Consider the following 16,367-nt stretch of genomic DNA (forward strand, 5'->3'; position numbering starts at 1 on the left):
GTCTCGGTGTGGTGGGTGCTAGCCCAGGGCGTCACCGCCCATGGGTGGTTTTGATGGTGCCGGGGGCGACTCATGGTTAGCTCTTGTGGTTAGCTCTTGCGCTTGTGTCTCCCGACCCGAAGCGTTACATTTGCCGAGTACTTGAGTTCTAAGTCCTCGATTCGGTTTCCTTGTCACATCCTCGCCCAAGTTCTATCGCCACGATTGGTTCGGCGCCAGTCCTGGAGCGTCTCACCAAGGTTTTACGCGGCGCCGGCTTTCTGGTCGGCCCACTTCCAGCCCAGTCGCCAACTTGGTGGGCGACCACAGACGCCGTTCTTCTGGATGCTCAATCCCCGTCCTGCAATCCTACGCTGGATTGGTGGAAGGTGGCCCGCGAACGTCACATCCCCGTCCTCGTGTATGCTGAAAGTCTCGTGGATCGCCGTCTGGCAGGTTGGCTCGAGGCTGGTGTCTGGGATTGCTTCGATGAGCAGACACCTGTGGCGCTCGTCGTCCATCGTGTCCAGCAGGCCATCCAATCCAGCAAACGGTCATCTGCTGTTGGCTTGCGGTTAGCCTTTGTCGCCGGGCTTGCGGCGTCCTCGCCAGCGCGCCTGGCCGTGATGGAACGTTTGGAAGGACGGTTCGTCTTCCGAGTCATCAACCGTACCTTTGCGGCCGATTTTGGTCGGCTGCCGGAGCAGTTGACGGACATTCCACTTGACGAGCTTGGATTGTCCGAAGGGCAGATGGCTGACCTCTCGGTTTGGCAGCGGTGGTGCAGCGAGGCGCTCCGGCTGGGGCGCGGCGTATCCTTTGTTCATCAGTCGCTACGTTCCGCGCGGTGGTTCTCAGCGACGTTTGAGCCACTGCGGCAGTACGGGGTCGCGGCAGACGCGGTGTCTATCTACGTCGAAGACATCAGTGACCAGCAAGCGGCCAAGCTCCGCTCGGTCGAGAGCGAAGAGCGGTTCTATCGGGTTTTTCAAGTCATTCCGGTTGCCACTTCGATTCAGACGATACCCGATGGTCGTTACCTGGATGTCAATGCCGCCTTTACCAAGTTATTCGGATACACCCGCACGGAATGCATCGGTCGCACGGCGCTCGAGTTAGGACTATGGGCAAAGACAGAGCAGCGCGAGCAGTATTACCAACAACTCGACGCGCAAGGGCAGGTCATTGACTTTGAAGGCAGCTATCGAGCACGCGACGGCCGGGTCGGGCAGGCTGTCCTGTCAGCCGTGACGCTGGTGATTGGCGATGTGCCGTGCCAATTGGCACTCATTCAGGATGTGACTGAGGCAAAGCAACTTACTGAGCGCCTACGCCAGCGTGAGGAATGGTTCTATGCCATCCTCAATGCGGCTCTGGACGGTATTGTGGTTGAAGATGATCAACGGATTGTCTATGCCAACCAGGCGGTTGCGCGGCTGTATGGCGTCGAGAGCCCCGAGCTACTGGTCGGGCAGGATTTTTCGGTCATGTGCGCGCCTCATGAAGAAGGCCGGTTGCGCAGCTATACCCAGCGTCGGATGCGTGGCGAGCCAGCGCCGCCAACCTATGAGTTTACGGCCCAGCGCGTGGATGGAACGACATTTGAACTGGAAAATTCCGTCTCTGAGTTTTTTTCAGGCGGCAAAAAATATCTGATCGCCGTCATGCGCGATGTGGAAGAACGCAAGCGCCTCCAGGCGACGCTCCAGCAGGCGCAAAAAATGGAAGCGGTGGGACGCCTGGCAGGTGGGGTCGCCCATGACTTCAACAACTTGCTCAACAGCATTCTCGGTTTCTCAAAGCTGGCCAAGCGCAAGCTGGAGTCAGTCCCCGACCCGACGCTGGATGAATACTTCGATGCCATCGAAACAGCCGCCGAACGTGCTGCCCACCTCGTATCCAAACTGTTGGCGTTTGGCCGGCAGAAAGAAGCCTCGCGCCAACCCATTGATCTAACCACCGTGGTACAGGACAGCTTGTACCTCGTGCAGGGACTGCTCCCACCAAACATCAAAGTCAAAACCACTTTGGCAACCGACCTCCCAGCTTTCGAGGGCGATCCCGATCAGGTTCAGCAAATCATCATCAACCTGTGCCTCAATGCGCGGGATGCAATGCCGGACGGCGGCACGATCACGCTCGGCACGCGGTCTGAGACCTTCCCAATCAAACAAGGGGGACGAACTCTGAGCGGACAGCTCGGCGGACGCTGTGTCTGCCTCACCGTGGACGACACTGGCGTTGGCATGGATGATCTGACGCGCCAGCACATTTTTGATCCATTCTTCACAACCAAAGATTTGGGTGATGGTGCGGGACTTGGCTTATCGGTCGTGCACGGCATTGTCACGGCCCACGGCGGAACGATTGTGGCTGAGAGCGCGCCTGGGCAGGGAACGCGCTTCGAGGTTCGCTTCCCGGCGCTGCGGGTGAACGCGACCGGTGAGTATCCCTCGTTTGAAAGCCCCTACCCCACGCCAGGCAACGGTTTGAGCGTGCTCAAGCGTTCACCGTCGGCTTCCGACCTCATTCTGGTAGTTGAAGATGACACGATGATCGCCCAACTGTTTACCGAAATCCTGCATGAGTCCGGCCACGATGTCGTCGTGGCGACGGATGGACAGCAGGGCGTCAAGCTGTTTGCCGAGAAACCAGATGCCTTCAAACTGGTCATTCTGGATGCCATGCTGCCTCAGCTCGATGGCCTTGGATGTTTGCAAGCCATCCGTCAATACAAACCAGATATGCCGGTGCTTGTGGCCAGTGGTTACGGTGAAGAAGCCGCCGCCGGAGAGCTATCCGCGCAGGCGACCGTGTTTCTCCAAAAGCCCTTCACGCCGGAAGTCCTGGTGGCGGCGGTCGGTCGGGCGCTGGGTCGGTCGGCAATGTCCTGATGGCGCGCCAGGCACATCCGTGGGTGGCGTCCGGCGGACGCAATTGCTTCTCCACCTACCAGCGCGTGATAATCCATACAGCCGAGACCCTGTTTTCAGCCTAACGTCTGACGGTTGATTGAGTCATACCCTGCGAGGTTGCCACCCATGAGCCAAGACATCCCTTCTCGTCTTTCTCCTTACCGGAGTTCAGCGGACATACCGGAGGGACGCAAGCTGTCGCGGAACTTCTACGCCGGTCGGGTGACGTCCCCGCCGGTCATGAACACGACGCCGCCGGCTCCGGCGGGCGGATTTGGTCGTCAAATTCCACGCGGGCGGAAACTTTCAGCCGGTTTTTACGCCACCCGCCGCACGTCAGCGTTTCAGCCGGAACAATACACCCGGCCCGTGCCACGCCGCAGCCCGCGGATCACGGGGCGCCCAACGACGGATTGGTACGATCCGCGCTAACGCTCACGATCCGCGCTAACGCCACGCCTCAAAGTCTGGCGGCTCAGCGACCGACAACCCGGCTAGCTGGCGGCGGATGCGCTCCGCATCCTCAGGCGTGTCCACGCCGGGCGATGGGTGCGCCGTTTCGGCGACGCGAATGCGCATCCCATGGGTCAGCGCGCGCAGTTGCTCCAACCCTTCGGCCAGTTCGAGTGGCGCCGGCGGAAGTTGGGTGAAGCGGAGCAGGGCCTCACGCCGGTAAGCATACAGCCCGGTGTGCTTTCGCCACAGCGACCGAGCCGCGTCGGGCCGGCGGGGATACGGAATCGGCGACCGCGAAAAATACAGCGCATAGCCGGCTGCGTCGCAGACCACCTTGACAACGTTTGGGTTCTCCGCTTCGGCCGGATCGAGGGCTTCGCAGGTCGTGGCGATTGCGGCGCTCGAATCCGTCTGGAGCAGCCTGAGCGCCGCCGTAATGGTTTCTGGCGCAATGAGCGGTTCATCGCCCTGGACGTTCACGATGATGTCGGCGTCGAGCGTCGCGGCGACTTCGGCGACGCGATCCGTGCCGCTCGCGTGGTCGGCCCGCGTCATCCGCGCTTCTCCGCCGAAGGCCGCGACAGCCGCCGCGATACGTTGGTCGTCCGTGGCGACAATGATCCGTTCGATAGCCGGCGTTTGTCGCACTCGCGCATGGACGCGCTGAATCATCGGCTGGCCACCCAAGTCAATCAGTGGCTTGCCCGGCAAGCGGGTGGCGCCGTACCGGGCCGGAATGACCGCAATGACGGATGGCATTGGCGCACCTCCACCAGATACCCAGCTAAACCTTTTCCGGCGCCGTCGTTCCGAGGATGCCCGTCGGACGCGCCAGCAACACCGTGACCAGAATGGCAAACGCGACGGCATCCTTGTAGGGGTTGAGCGCCGCCGGCAGGTAGCCTGTCGCCAGGGTTTCGGCCAACCCGATGATGATGCCTCCCAGAACGGCTCCCGTGACATTGCCAATCCCACCCAAAACGGCCGCAATGAACGCCTTGAGACCGGTCGTGACGCCAATCAAGGGATCGAATTTCGGGTAGCGCAGCGCGACCAGAACACCAGCCGCCGCGGCCAGGGCCGACCCCAAGGCAAAGGTCAACGCAATGATCCGGTCGGTGTCAATGCCCATGAGCTTGGCCGTGTCCAGGTCATGCGCCACGGCGCGCATGGCGCGGCCAAAGGCGCTCCGGTGGACGAGCTGGTGAAGCCCGATGGTGAGCAGGAGAGACGCGCCCAGAATCATGAGATCAGGCGTGGTGACGGTGGCTGCGCCATAAACCTGGAACTGTCGCGCCGGAAGCACCTGGGGAAAAAACTTGGGATTGGCCCCGAAGACGATCTGGCCCAGGTTTTCCAGAAAAAGCGAAACCCCAATCGCGGTGATGAGGGCGGTCAAACGCGAAGCGCGGCGGACGGGACGATAAGCCAGCCGCTCGATGGCCAGTCCGACGACGGCGCAGGTCGCCATGGCGGCCAGCAAAAGCCCTGCCGCCCGAATGAACGATGGATTCGCCTCTGAAAAGCCGAACCGCAACGCCACGTAATAACCAGCAAACGTGCCCAGCATGTACACGTCGCCATGGGCAAAGTTGATCAGGCGCAACACGCCATAGACCATCGTGTAGCCGAGCGCAATGAGCGCATAGATGCCGCCTAGCGCCAGACCATTGATGAGTTGTTGGATCAGGGTTTCCATACGGCAAAGCCAGTTTGTTTCAGACCGGTGAATCGCTTCAATACACGGTGCGCCCGGCAAGCGTCAAACGAACGCTCGTGACCTGCCCACCCTACGCTGAGGAGTTGCCCATCGTGGCCTGCACGCTTGAAACACTGGTTTTTGAAAACACGTACGTGACGCTACCGGAAGACTACTACTGCCGCGTCAGTCCGACGCCATTGCGCGGCGCGCGCCTGGTTGCGTTCAACGCCGCCGCCGGCGACCTGCTCGACCTCGACCCAAGCGAGGCCGAGCGTCCCGACTTCGTCAGCTACTTCAACGGTGAAAAGCAGCTTCCCAGGGCTGAACCCATTGCCACACTCTATGCCGGACACCAGTTCGGCGTCTATGTGCCGCAGCTCGGCGACGGGCGCGCCCTACTGCTGGGCGAGGTCCGCAACGCCCGTGGCGAGAAGTGGGACGTGCAGCTCAAAGGCAGCGGCCGCACGCCCTATTCGCGCATGGGCGATGGCCGCGCCGTCCTCCGTTCCACCATTCGGGAATACCTGTGCAGCGAAGCCATGCATGGGCTTGGCGTCCCGACGACGCGCGCGCTGTGCGTTATCGGCAGCGACGAACCGGTGTACCGGGAAACCATCGAGCGCGGCGCGTTGCTGGTGCGCCTTGCGCCAACCCACGTGCGGTTTGGCTCATTCGAGGTATTTTTCTATCGCCGCCGCCCGGCCGATGTGGAACGGCTGGCCAGTTATGTCATAGGTCAACATTTCACCGACTTGCAGGCACTGGACCGAGACGCGCAGCTTGCCGCGTTTTTGCAGGAAGTGACGGCGCGGACGGCGCGGCTGGTTGCGCAGTGGCAGGCGCTAGGCTTCGCCCATGGGGTGCTCAATACCGACAACATGTCCATTCTGGGCCTGACGCTGGACTACGGCCCCTTTGGGTTTTTGGACGACTATGACCCGCAGTTCATTTGCAACCACTCGGATGTCACCGGCCGCTATGCCTTTGACCAGCAGCCGGGCATCGCCCTGTGGAATCTGCGCTGCCTGGCCCAGACGTTCGCGCCCTTGCTCCCCCGCGAGCGGTTGATGGCGGTGCTGGAGACCTTCCGCGAGCTGTTTTTCGACGAATATGAACGGCTCATGTTCGCCAAGCTGGGGCTGGCGCACCCCGCAGCCGAAGACACCGAACTGCTCGCCGACTGGCTGGAACTACTGGCGCGCAACCGCGCTGACTACACGATTGCGTTTCGGCGTTTGTCGGAAACCGTTCCCGAAGCGCCAGAGCATCCGGCCAATGCGCGCCTGCAAGACGCTTTCGTGGATCGGGACGCCGTGGCGGCCTGGCTGGCGCGGTATGGCGCGCGCCTGGCAAAGGACGGCCTGCCGACGGCCGAACGCCAGGCACGCATGCGGCAGGTCAATCCGAAGTACATTCTGCGCAACTACCTGGCGCAAGTCGCCATCGAGCGTGCGCAGGACGGGGACTTCACCGAAATCGAGCGGTTGCTGGCGGTTTTGCGTCGTCCATACGATGAGCAGCCCGAATGGGCGCGCTACGCCGAGCCGCCGCCGGCGTGGGGCAAGCGGCTCGAGGTCAGTTGTTCGTCTTGAGTTCCAACTGTTGGTATCCGGCAAGTGTAGATTGTGAACCGGGTCTAGACATTTATTCTCGAGTGGAAAAGAATCCCCTACGAGCAAGTTTCAAGCAGCCGCCGCGCACTGTGTCGTGCAGAGGAGCCTGTCCACATGCTGACTTACGCCGCCGTGTTTGTAACGGCCCTGGTGACGGCATTTGTTCTGACGCCACTTATTCGTAACTGGGCGCGAGGCTGGGAACCGCTGGTGGACACGCCATCGGCTGCTCGACATGTTCACAAAGTTCCCATCCCGCGCGTTGGCGGAATTGCCATCTTCGCGGCCTTTCTGTTTGGCACGCTCGTCGCGCTGTTGTTTGAGCTTGGAAGCCAAATCAGGGAAACGACGGCGTTGTCCGTTCAGTTTCTTCTGCCGTGCATCATGATGTTCGCACTGGGGCTGGTGGATGATATTCGCCGCTTGCGGGCCGGTCTCAAGTTCCTGATCGAGGTAGTCATTGCGGTCTGGTTTCACTTTTCGGTGCAGGGGATTACCACGCTGCCCAATCCGCTGACAGGTGGGGTGATCGAGCTTGGCGTTTTTGGACTGCCGATTACGGTGCTTTGGTTGGTGGGTATCAGCAACGCCTTCAACTTGATTGACGGCGTGGATGGCCTGTCGGCTGGCGCGGCGCTCTTCTCGACCTTGACGCTGGCGTACGTCGCCGCCGCCAACGGCAATGTGCCACTCGCCATCCTCCTGTGCGCGCTGGCCGGCGGCACGGCGGGTTTCCTGAAATACAACTTCAATCCGGCGACGATTTTCATGGGCGATTGTGGCAGCCTGTTCATTGGCTTTACCCTGGCGGGGCTGGCGCTGCTGCACGCCCAAAAGTCGGCCACCATCGTCACCGTGACCATTCCACTCCTGGCCTTTGGGCTACCGATCATGGAGACGGCGCTTTCGATTGGACGACGCTTTTTGGCCGGCAAGCCAATTTTTGAGGCCGACCGCCGCCATATGCATCACCAACTACTGGCACGGGGGTATTCCCATCGCACAACGACCATTCTGCTCTATGGCCTGTCGGCCTTTTTCGCGCTGGTCAGCCTCCTGGCTTACAACTCGCCCAATCGGCTGCTGGGGTTGATTTTGCTTACCCTGGGCATCGTCGTTTGGATCGCGGTGCAACACTTTGGCTACCATGAGTTTGGTGAGATCGGGCGGGTGATTCAGCGGTCGCTCAACCAGCGCGTCATCATCGCCAACAACATTCGGGTGCACGAGTTGATTGAGGCGCTGACGCGCTCGGAAAGTTTTGACGAGTTTTACACGCATCTTAGTGAGTGCTTCGAGGCGACCGACTTTGCGCGGGTGGAACTGCACCTGCCGCTTGATTATGTGTGGCACGTCCAAGCGCATGACGGTTTCCGGTTCGCCCGGCGCGGCAACTTGGTGATTGCCACCTGGTCGGCGGATACGGCGGTTGACGATGTCCGTTCGCTGGCGCGGCTGGTCGTGCCGCTCAACTTCAGCAGCGGGTCTCATGGCAGCCTCGAACTGCATCGCTGTCCAGACCAGCCCCTGCTCTTTGATGTCAATCTGCTCTTCGGCAAGCTGCGAACCGTCATCGAGCAAACCGTTTGCCGCCTGGCGTCCGACACCCCCGAACCCATGGGGCTTCGGGATAGATTCTCTGATTCGGGAAGCACGTTACTTCCCAAAATAACATCTCCGTGACAACCCATTCATGGCCGCGGGCTGCCGGCCTGCTACTGCACCCAACGTCACTTCCCGGACCGGATGGCATTGGCGTTCTGGATGGATACGTTGAGGGATTTCTCGATTTTCTGGTCGCGGCCGGGCAGACCTACTGGCAAATCCTGCCGCTTGTCCCGACCGGTTATGGCGACTCGCCCTACGCCGGGTTGTCGGCCTTTGCCGGCAATCCACTCCTGATTGCTGCCGAGACCTTGGTCGAGCTGGGGCTGGTGGCGCGCGAGCGCCTGCGTGATCGTCCGCCGTTTCCCGCCGACCGGGTGGATTACGGCGCGGTCATTGCCTGGAAGCAGGCCCTGTTGGGTGAAGCGTTCGAGCGATTCGCAACATCCGCCCCGGCGACATGGCAGGCGGATTTTGAGGTCTTTTGCCGAACCGAAGCCGGTTGGCTCACCGACTATGCGCAGTTTCGCGCCATCAAGGATGCCCACGGCGGCCGCCCCTGGCATGAATGGCCGCCCGCGTTGCGTGACCGTCAGCCAGACGCACTAGCGTCTGTGACCCGCGAGTTGGGCGCGGCGATGGCGGCGCATCAGTTTCAGCAGTGGCTTTTTTTCAGGCAGTGGCAGCGGGTGCGCGAGTCGTGTCACCGCCGTGGCGTCCGCGTCATTGGCGACGCGCCGATCTTCGTTGCCTACGATTCAGCCGATGTCTGGGCCCATCGCGCTTTGTTCAAGCTCGACGCGCAGGGGCATCCAACCCATGTCGCCGGCGTGCCGCCAGACTATTTCAGCGCGACCGGACAACTCTGGGGCAACCCACTGTATGACTGGCGGCAGATGGCCGCGACCGGCTTTGCCTGGTGGCTGGCGCGCATGCGTCACCTGTTTCGACTCGTGGATGTCGTGCGGCTGGACCACTTCCGTGGGTTTGCGGCCTGCTGGACGATTCCGGCCAGCGCGCCGACGGCGGCCACCGGTCGGTGGGTCAAGACCCCCGGACGCAAGCTTTTTACGGCGCTCAACCGCGCTTTCGGCAGCTTGCCCATCATCGCGGAAGACCTGGGCGTGATCACCCCAGACGTGGTTGCCCTACGCGACGCCTTTGGCTTTCCCGGCATGCGCGTGTTGCAGTTTGCCTTTGGTGGCGATCCCACCAACCAGGACCTCCCACACAACTACGTCCCCAACGCGGTGGTGTACACCGGGACGCACGACAACGATACGACGGTGGGTTGGTATGCCAGTCGCCCAGGGGTCGGCTCAACCCGCGAGGCAGACGCGATTGAGCGGGAACGCGCCTTCTGCCGCGCTTACCTCAACAGCGACGGGAAGGAAATCCACTGGGACTTCATCCGCGCTGCTTACGCCAGCGTGGCCCACACGGCGATTGTTCCCATGCAGGACGTGCTGGGCCTGGGGAGCGAGGGACGGATGAACCTGCCGGCCAGCGAGCGCGGCAACTGGTCTTGGCGCTGTCACCGGCAGGACTTCGCATCGGCCGCCGCCGCGCGCTTGCGCGAGTTGGCGCACCTGTACGGCCGGCTGCCCGGCTAAACAGTCGCCGTCCCCGGGCGCGTCAGGCGGAACGCCTCCATAGCTGAAAAAAGCGAAACATTGGCTGCCAGTGCGCTATTGTGGCTATATATCCGACTGTCATCCGTCGTCGGTTGGCAGCTTCGACGTGAGGTACAGGATATGTCCATTCGCATCGTCGTGATTAGCGACACCCACGGCAACCATGACTTTGACGTGCCAGAGGGCGATATTCTCATCCACGCCGGCGACTTCACCCGGCGCGGCACGCTCGATGAGCTACGTCTGTTTGATGCTTTTCTGCACCGGCAGCCACATCCGCACAAGTTCGTCGTCGCCGGAAATCATGATCACTGCGCGCAGGAAAATGGAGCCGCTCCCGAAACGCTGCTCAAGCATGCTGTCCACTTGGTTGATGCGTCCGCCGTTGCCTGCGGACTCAAAATCTACGGGAGTCCCTGGCAACCCTGGTTCATGAATGGCGCCTTCAATCTGTGGAAGAAAGCAGCCCTGCGCGAAAAGTGGGACTTGATTCCTGAAGATACAGATGTGCTGATTACGCACACCCCGCCCTACGACATTCTCGACCGGACCCAGTTTGGGTGGCGCGTTGGCTGTGGGGAGTTGCGCGCGGTGGTTGACCGGATTGCGCCCCGCCTGCATGTGTTTGGTCATATCCACGAAGCCTATGGGCGGATGCGCCAGGGCGCGACGGAGTTTGTCAACGCGGCCCTGTGCAGCCTGCGCTACCGCATCGTCAACCGGCCGGTGGTCGTTGATCTCGACGTTTGAAGGCAAAAAACGGCAGCAGTGAGCGCGCCATGACGCAGCGGGTGGCCATTCTTGGTGGTGGGCAGTTAGCGCGGATGTCGGCCTATGCCGCCTACCGGCTGGGCGGTGAGGTTGGCATTGTCGCGCGTCCCACCGATGACAGTCCGGCACGGTTGGTCGCGTCCGAGCAGTTCGTGGGGGATTGGTCCGCGCCCGCGCTGCTGGATGCCGTCGCTGACTATGCAGATGTCGTGCTGCTTGAAAACGAGTTCATCGCGCCCGACATCTTGCGCCATCTCGAAGCCACCGGCAAAACCCGCGTCATTCCCTCGGCGCAGACCATTGCGCTGGTTCAGGACAAGTTTTCGCAAAAAACCGCGCTGGCGCAGGCCGGACTGCCCGTGCCGCGCTTTGCCGCGGTGGCCTCGCCAGAGGAAGTGCTGGCCGTGAGCCGTCAGTTCGGGTTGCCCCTGGTGCTCAAGTGTCGCACGAATGGCTACGACGGCTACGGCAACGAGCTAATCCGCGGCGCGGCCGACATTGCCCCGGCTTTTGAGAAGCTACTCCGGCGCGGCAGTCCGTTGATGGTTGAGGAATTCGTGCCCTTCACCAAGGAGTTGGCCGTGATGGCCGCGCGCAATCAGCGCGGCGAAGAAGTGATTTACCCGGTCGTGGAAACCATCCAGCACGCACAGGTGTGCCACACAGTACTCGCTCCGGCGAGCGTTTCCGAAGCGACAGCCAGGAGCGTCGCGGCGCTGGCGCGGCAGGTGCTTGAAGCCATTGCAGGCGTGGGGGTCTTTGGCATCGAGCTGTTTCTGCTCAATGACGGCGAGGTGCTCATCAATGAAATTGCCCCGCGTCCGCACAACTCAGGCCACTACACCATCGAAGCCTGCGAGACCTCGCAGTTTGAAAACCACATTCGGGCCGGATTGAACTTGCCGCTGGGATCACCGCGCATGCGTTCGCCCGTGGCGGTGATGGTCAACTTGTTGAGTGGCTTCGACGCCCCTGCGCAGCCGATCGGGCTGGAGTCCGCGCTGGCCGTGCCTGGCGTGACGGTACACTTCTACGGCAAGAAGCTGGCACGTCCAGGGCGCAAAATGGGACACGTCACGGCGCTGGGCGAGGACCTGGGGGAGACCCGTGAACGCGCACTGCGTGCCGCCCGCGCCATCGCCATTTGAGGGCGCGTCAGTTGAGTTTTCCGGCGGCTTGCCAGGCCAGTAGCCAGCCGGTCACTTCACCATAGTTGGCAACGCCCGATGACACGCCATTCGCCTGAAGGTAGGCGTGATTGAGGCGCATCGAGACCCGGGCCAGGCGGCCCGACGCATAGCGCGACCAGTAGCGTCCCTGCGCTCTCCAGTCCGTCCGCAAGCCGTCGCCAGCCAGCGCCGCCACGGCCTGGTAGCGGGCCGGCGCGCGGGCCAGGTCGCGCAAGGCATAGCGCGCCGCGCCGGCCCAGCCGCTGTATCGTATGTAGGGGTGCTCGGCCCGAAGGCACACGATGGTGGCAACGAAATTGGCTTCACTTTCAAAAGCAAATCCGCGCTGGTGCGCCATTTCGTGCGCCACGGTGAAAGGCAGGCTGCTGGCCGGTTGGTAGCGGTCGTAGTGCGGCTCGCCGGTGAAGGGAATGAATATGCCGGAGATACCGGCGCGCGCCATAAGCCCGGATGACCAGGGCGCTTTGGGTGGCGCAAACTGGATGTGCGCCAGGTGAGCCAGTTCCGGGCATCGGCGGAAACTGGCGTCGAGCAAGTCGGTCAGTTCGGCAAGCGACATTGGGAGGCGGCTGCCGTTTTCGGCATCCAGCGGCGGCGCGGCGGCGGCGAGTTCGGCATTGGCCTGCTCGACGCAGGTTCGCGCAAACTGCTCGAGCGCCACCGGGTCGGGCGGCGGGGGCGTCAGGCCGAAGGTGTTTGGGACGGCCGTTCGGGCGTAGTGATAGCCGAACAACAGCAGGAAGAGATGCGCGCCCAGTCCCAGGCAGATGATGGCAACCGGCACGCCGCGCCCAAGCAGGATGCCGAGCCGTGGACGTTGCCGCCGCCCATGCCAGGCTGCCCAGGCGCCCAGCCCAAGGCTGCCCGCCAACAGCATCCCCAGCACCGCCTCGGCCAGCGAGAACGGAACGAGCCGGCCGGGCAGCGCCACCCAGGCCGCGAGTGCCGGATACACCCACCCGGCATAGACGGTTTCGACCAGACGCGGGGCATGGTCGGCGAGGACGCGCAGACCATAGGCGCTGCCGCTCACCAGCCCAGCAAGCAGCCACAGGCTCCACGTTGTGGCCGATAGCCGTCGCAGCAAGGAAGTCTAGGTCGTCGTGTCGGAATCTGAATCAGCGGTGCCGTCGGCTTTTTTGCGCGAACGCGACGCCTTGCGCGGCGTCGTTCCGCTGCTCGCCGCACGCCGTCCAGCCGCGGCCGCGGTCGGGGCGGCCGCCGCTGGCAGTCGCTCGGAGATTTCTTCGAGCCGCTCGCTCAAGTGTTCGAGTTGACCGGCAATTTCGTCGAGTTGACGACTGAGTTTTTTGTAATCGTCGCGCGTCAGGATGTTCATCGTCCGCAGGCTCGCGCCGACCAGTTCCTGAACGCGATTGGCGAGGTTCATCGGCTGTTCGAGCGCGGTCGCCAGGGCCGCCGCAAACTGTGGGTTGTGGACGAGCTGCTCCCACCGCTCGGTCGCCTGCTCGACAACATTCTCAAAAATGGTAGGCGCTGAGTCTTTGCGTTTGTCCTTGAGTTTTTCTTCTCTGGGCTTTTCTTCTTTGTATTTGTGCTTGCTCACGGCAGGGACCTCGGGGCTGTGGATTCAAGTGGTGGATTCAAGACGGTGGATGTGGCGCGCAACATAGCATGGCTCGGATGGCCAATGGCGAGGCGTCGCTTGGACCGAGCAACCCTCGCGTTCAGCCTACGCTTTTGTAAGTGGAAACTGGGTCGGAAGGGCGGGTTGCGCCACCAGCTCGCGGTTGGCAACTTTGACGCCCCGCAGGTGGCGCCGAATCGTTCCACGATAGACCGCGCCGCACCGGCGGCAGCGATAATAGGTTTCGCCAGCGCCCAACTGCGCGCGCAGGTTGTCGGGTGGCGTCAACCATTCGCGCAGGTGCCCATTGCACAGGCTTTCCTTGCCTTTGTCGTCCACCTTCTTGACCGTGCAGTTGTGTTGAATGTCAGGGTTCTGCAACTTCAGGATTTCCATCGCCGTTCCCTCGTGAGTTAGGGTAAAGTCGCGGTTGCACTCTTGACTGGAACACTTCGGCCACACTGTACGCGATGACACGCTGGCCGTGAGTTGACCTGGATGATGGTGGGGGGAACGTGCGTCTTCCGTTTGAACCAGCTTCATTTCCCGACGTTCTGGAAACTTTGCTTCAGTACGATCTCACGCCAGCCATCATTTTCCTCCCCAGTCGCCGGGGATGCGATGAGGCGGTGGATAGCTTCCGCCGGATGCGCCTGCCAGATTTGTCCAGCGACCAGCAGCGGCGCATTGCGAGTATCGTTGCGGAGTATCCTGATGAGGCGGGTTACGTCGAACAGCATCGGCAGTTTTCATTGCTCTTGCGCAAAGGTATTGCCGCCCACCATGCCGGACAGTTGCCGGCGTGGAAGCATGTGGTTGAGCGGGCCATGTCGGCCGGTGCGCTGCGCGCGGTCTTTGCGACCTCGACGCTCGCGGCCGGTATTGATATGCCGGCGCGGTCGGTCGTGATTACGGCTTCGAGTCAACGCTCAGATGACGGTCATCGTGACATCAAGGCCTTTGAGTTGGCCCAAATGACAGGTCGCGCCGGTCGCCGCGGCCGTGACCGGGTCGGCTTTGCCGTTTTCGTGCCGGGCCCGTTTCAGGATATGCACGTTGTGGCGGAAAAGCTGCTCAGCCCGCCAGAACCGGTCGAAAGCGCCTTTGACGCCAACTACACCATGGCGCTCAACCTCCTTCAGCAGATGTCGCCGCAGGCAGCACGAAGCTTGATCGAACGCAGCTTTCGGCACTTTCAAAACCGTAAGCTGGCCGACCGCCTGCGTCCCCGCCTCGATGAACTCAAAGCCATTTGCGCCGCCGATGCGGAAGTATGTCCGGCTGGTGATCGCGCGCGAACCTTTGCCGCCTATCGCCCGGTTTCGCGTGAGGTGGCTGCCGCGCGCAAACAGCTTCGCCGCTGGCAGAGCGCCAAGCGCCACCTTGACCTGGACGACCCGGCCATCCGCGCCGATTATGCCGCTGCCGTGGCCACCGTTGAGCGGCTCGAAGCCGAAGCCGCCAACTTCGCGTGCTTCACCTGCCCACACGTAACGAACTGCGGACCCCGCGCGGCCGAGCTAGAGGAAACGCAGCGGTCCTATGAGCAACTGGCCCAACGATTCTCCGAGATTGAGAATGGACTGTGGTGGCGTTTCCAAAACTGCGTCGCCGTGCTGCAACACTACGGCTACCTTGACCAGGACTGGCGTCCCACGGCCGATGGGCGGTGGGCGGCGCAGTTGCGCGTGGACAACACTGTCTTTATTGGTGAATTGATCCGCGCTTCTATCTTTGATGTTGAGAGTCCACGTCACCTTGCCGCCCTGTGTGGGGCTATTGCCGCTGAGGACCGGGAGTTTCCGCTTCATGGTGACAGCCGGGCTGAGTACCTCCGTCCGCTCAAGAAAGTGCGCGGCATTGCCTATGCGATTGCCGATGTGCAAGCGCGTTACGCCAACTACTGCGCGATGACCATTGACTATGACGCCGGCCGCTTGCTGTGGACGTGGGCGGATGGGCAATGTGCGTGGGAAACCCTGCTCTCTCTGACGGAAGCGGTCGAAGGCGACATTGCGCGGCTCCTGCTGCGCACCTCCGATCTGTTAGGGCAGTTAGCGGGACTGTCGGCCTCCCATCCGAAGCTGGCCGAACAAGCGCGGGCCGCGATTTATGCCATCCGCCGTCCACCAGTTGAAGATTGACATGGCGGCGACGCAGCAGGCGCCTCGCCGGCGCGAGGCTCAGAAACTCGATGTCGGATGCGGGACGCGCAAGCAGCCGGGCGCGATTGGATTGGACCGCATCGCCTTGCCTGGGGTGGATGTCGTCCATGACCTCGATGTCCGTCCTTACCCATTTCCGGCAGACACCTTCGACGAAATTTACGCGCGGCATGTCATCGAGCATGTCGCGTCGGTGCCCGATTTTCTGTCCGAACTCCACCGGATTGCCGCGCCGGGGGCGCGGCTCCACATCGTGACCCCGCATTACTCGTCGCTTGGTTCCTGGAGTGACCCCACCCATCGGTGGCACTTCAGCACCTACAGCTTCGACTACTTTGCCGCTGACCATCCAGCCGCGCACTACGCCGGCGGTGGCTTTCGGATTCACCGCGTCGAGGTGACATTCCTGCGGCTCTGGCGGCTCCTTGGCGTGGCGTGCCTGGTCAATGCCATCAATCGGCATCCGCGCTGGCGGATATTTCGTAAAGTCTGGGAAGAGTACCTGAGTTTTGTCATTCGCGCCCGCGACATCCAGGTGACGCTCGAAGCCGTCAAAGCTGGACGCGGCCTGGAAGATACGCTGTAGTTTGGCCGCCTTTTCCAGTCCTGGCTTGCGTCACGACGGCTGAACCGTATAGCCTGCGAGTGGTGTAACGGGTCGGCCCGATGGGCCGGGAAGTCCCAGGTGGCGCGCGCCAGAGGCCGGGCGCTCGCCGATCAAGCGGAAGGTAGTTTGCAAAGGTAACCGG

14 protein-coding genes are annotated in these 16,367 nt (G+C 62.1%); 9 read left to right on the top strand and 5 right to left on the bottom strand.

The features are described from left to right. Positions 1-170 precede the first annotated feature (170 nt). The gene (locus tag J8C06_RS11845; protein ID WP_211430367.1) at positions 171-2,873 is read left to right on the top strand and encodes a PAS domain-containing sensor histidine kinase; all 2,703 of its coding nucleotides are present in this window, start codon (positions 171-173) and stop codon (positions 2,871-2,873) included. A gap of 147 nt (positions 2,874-3,020) precedes the next feature. Beyond that, complete coding sequence (locus J8C06_RS11850; RefSeq protein ID WP_211430368.1) at positions 3,021-3,326, top strand: hypothetical protein; 306 nt, start codon at positions 3,021-3,023, stop codon at positions 3,324-3,326. A gap of 15 nt (positions 3,327-3,341) precedes the next feature. Here the strand turns inward: J8C06_RS11850 and kdsB are convergent, their stop codons facing one another. Then, a complete protein-coding gene (kdsB, locus tag J8C06_RS11855; RefSeq protein ID WP_211430369.1) occupies positions 3,342-4,109 on the bottom strand; it encodes a 3-deoxy-manno-octulosonate cytidylyltransferase in 768 nt (255 codons plus the stop codon). A gap of 25 nt (positions 4,110-4,134) precedes the next feature. Beyond that, complete coding sequence (locus J8C06_RS11860; protein WP_211430370.1) at positions 4,135-5,049, bottom strand: branched-chain amino acid ABC transporter permease; 915 nt, start codon at positions 5,047-5,049, stop codon at positions 4,135-4,137. 14 nt (positions 5,050-5,063) lie between these two features. Between J8C06_RS11860 and J8C06_RS11865 the strand changes: the two genes are divergently transcribed. The 5 genes from J8C06_RS11865 (at position 5,064) to J8C06_RS11885 (ending at position 11,823) form a co-directional block, all read left to right on the top strand. Next, complete coding sequence (locus tag J8C06_RS11865) at positions 5,064-6,644, top strand: protein adenylyltransferase SelO (protein ID WP_455423731.1); 1,581 nt, start codon at positions 5,064-5,066, stop codon at positions 6,642-6,644. A gap of 135 nt (positions 6,645-6,779) precedes the next feature. Further along, positions 6,780-8,348: a glycosyltransferase family 4 protein gene (locus tag J8C06_RS11870; RefSeq protein ID WP_211430371.1), complete on the top strand. Its 1,569-nt coding sequence runs from the start codon at positions 6,780-6,782 to the stop codon at positions 8,346-8,348. Next, a complete protein-coding gene (gene malQ / locus J8C06_RS11875; protein ID WP_211430372.1) occupies positions 8,345-9,883 on the top strand; it encodes a 4-alpha-glucanotransferase in 1,539 nt (512 codons plus the stop codon). Before J8C06_RS11870 ends, malQ begins: the two co-directional genes overlap by 4 nt. Before the next feature lie 141 nt (positions 9,884-10,024). Then, positions 10,025-10,654, top strand: a complete 630-nt coding sequence (locus tag J8C06_RS11880; protein ID WP_246602148.1) for a metallophosphatase domain-containing protein — start codon at positions 10,025-10,027, stop codon at positions 10,652-10,654. After that, entirely contained in the window at positions 10,651-11,823 is a 1,173-nt protein-coding gene (locus J8C06_RS11885) for a 5-(carboxyamino)imidazole ribonucleotide synthase (protein ID WP_246602149.1), read from the top strand. Before J8C06_RS11880 ends, J8C06_RS11885 begins: the two co-directional genes overlap by 4 nt. A gap of 7 nt (positions 11,824-11,830) precedes the next feature. Here the strand turns inward: J8C06_RS11885 and J8C06_RS11890 are convergent, their stop codons facing one another. The 3 genes from J8C06_RS11890 to J8C06_RS11900 form a co-directional block, all read right to left on the bottom strand. Next, positions 11,831-12,952: a DUF3810 domain-containing protein gene (locus J8C06_RS11890; RefSeq protein WP_211430373.1), complete on the bottom strand. Its 1,122-nt coding sequence runs from the start codon at positions 12,950-12,952 to the stop codon at positions 11,831-11,833. A 6-nt stretch (positions 12,953-12,958) separates the two neighbouring features. Further along, on the bottom strand, positions 12,959-13,432 hold the full coding sequence (locus J8C06_RS11895) for a hypothetical protein (RefSeq protein ID WP_211430374.1): 474 nt from the start codon (positions 13,430-13,432) through the stop codon (positions 12,959-12,961). 126 nt (positions 13,433-13,558) lie between these two features. After that, entirely contained in the window at positions 13,559-13,849 is a 291-nt protein-coding gene (locus tag J8C06_RS11900; protein WP_211430375.1) for a hypothetical protein, read from the bottom strand. A 119-nt stretch (positions 13,850-13,968) separates the two neighbouring features. Between J8C06_RS11900 and J8C06_RS11905 the strand changes: the two genes are divergently transcribed. Both J8C06_RS11905 and J8C06_RS11910 read left to right on the top strand, forming a co-directional pair. Beyond that, on the top strand, positions 13,969-15,597 hold the full coding sequence (locus J8C06_RS11905; protein WP_211430376.1) for a DEAD/DEAH box helicase: 1,629 nt from the start codon (positions 13,969-13,971) through the stop codon (positions 15,595-15,597). Continuing rightward, on the top strand, positions 15,566-16,204 hold the full coding sequence (locus tag J8C06_RS11910; protein ID WP_211430377.1) for a class I SAM-dependent methyltransferase: 639 nt from the start codon (positions 15,566-15,568) through the stop codon (positions 16,202-16,204). Before J8C06_RS11905 ends, J8C06_RS11910 begins: the two co-directional genes overlap by 32 nt. The last annotated feature ends 163 nt before the right edge of the window (positions 16,205-16,367 follow it).

This window comes from Chloracidobacterium validum (assembly GCF_018304825.1).
GTDB lineage: Bacteria > Acidobacteriota > Blastocatellia > Chloracidobacteriales > Chloracidobacteriaceae > Chloracidobacterium > Chloracidobacterium validum.

Excerpts from the sequence above, each read along its gene's own strand:
- J8C06_RS11880 (WP_246602148.1), top strand. The coding sequence starts at position 10,025 with ATGTCCATTCGCATCGTCGTGATTAGCGACACCCACGGCAACCATGAC.
- J8C06_RS11910 (WP_211430377.1), top strand. The coding sequence starts at position 15,566 with ATGCCATCCGCCGTCCACCAGTTGAAGATTGACATGGCGGCGACGCAG.
- kdsB (WP_211430369.1), bottom strand. The coding sequence starts at position 4,109 with ATGCCATCCGTCATTGCGGTCATTCCGGCCCGGTACGGCGCCACCCGC.
- J8C06_RS11850 (WP_211430368.1), top strand. The coding sequence starts at position 3,021 with ATGAGCCAAGACATCCCTTCTCGTCTTTCTCCTTACCGGAGTTCAGCG.
- J8C06_RS11870 (WP_211430371.1), top strand. The coding sequence starts at position 6,780 with ATGCTGACTTACGCCGCCGTGTTTGTAACGGCCCTGGTGACGGCATTT.
- J8C06_RS11860 (WP_211430370.1), bottom strand. The coding sequence starts at position 5,049 with ATGGAAACCCTGATCCAACAACTCATCAATGGTCTGGCGCTAGGCGGC.
- J8C06_RS11900 (WP_211430375.1), bottom strand. The coding sequence starts at position 13,849 with ATGGAAATCCTGAAGTTGCAGAACCCTGACATTCAACACAACTGCACG.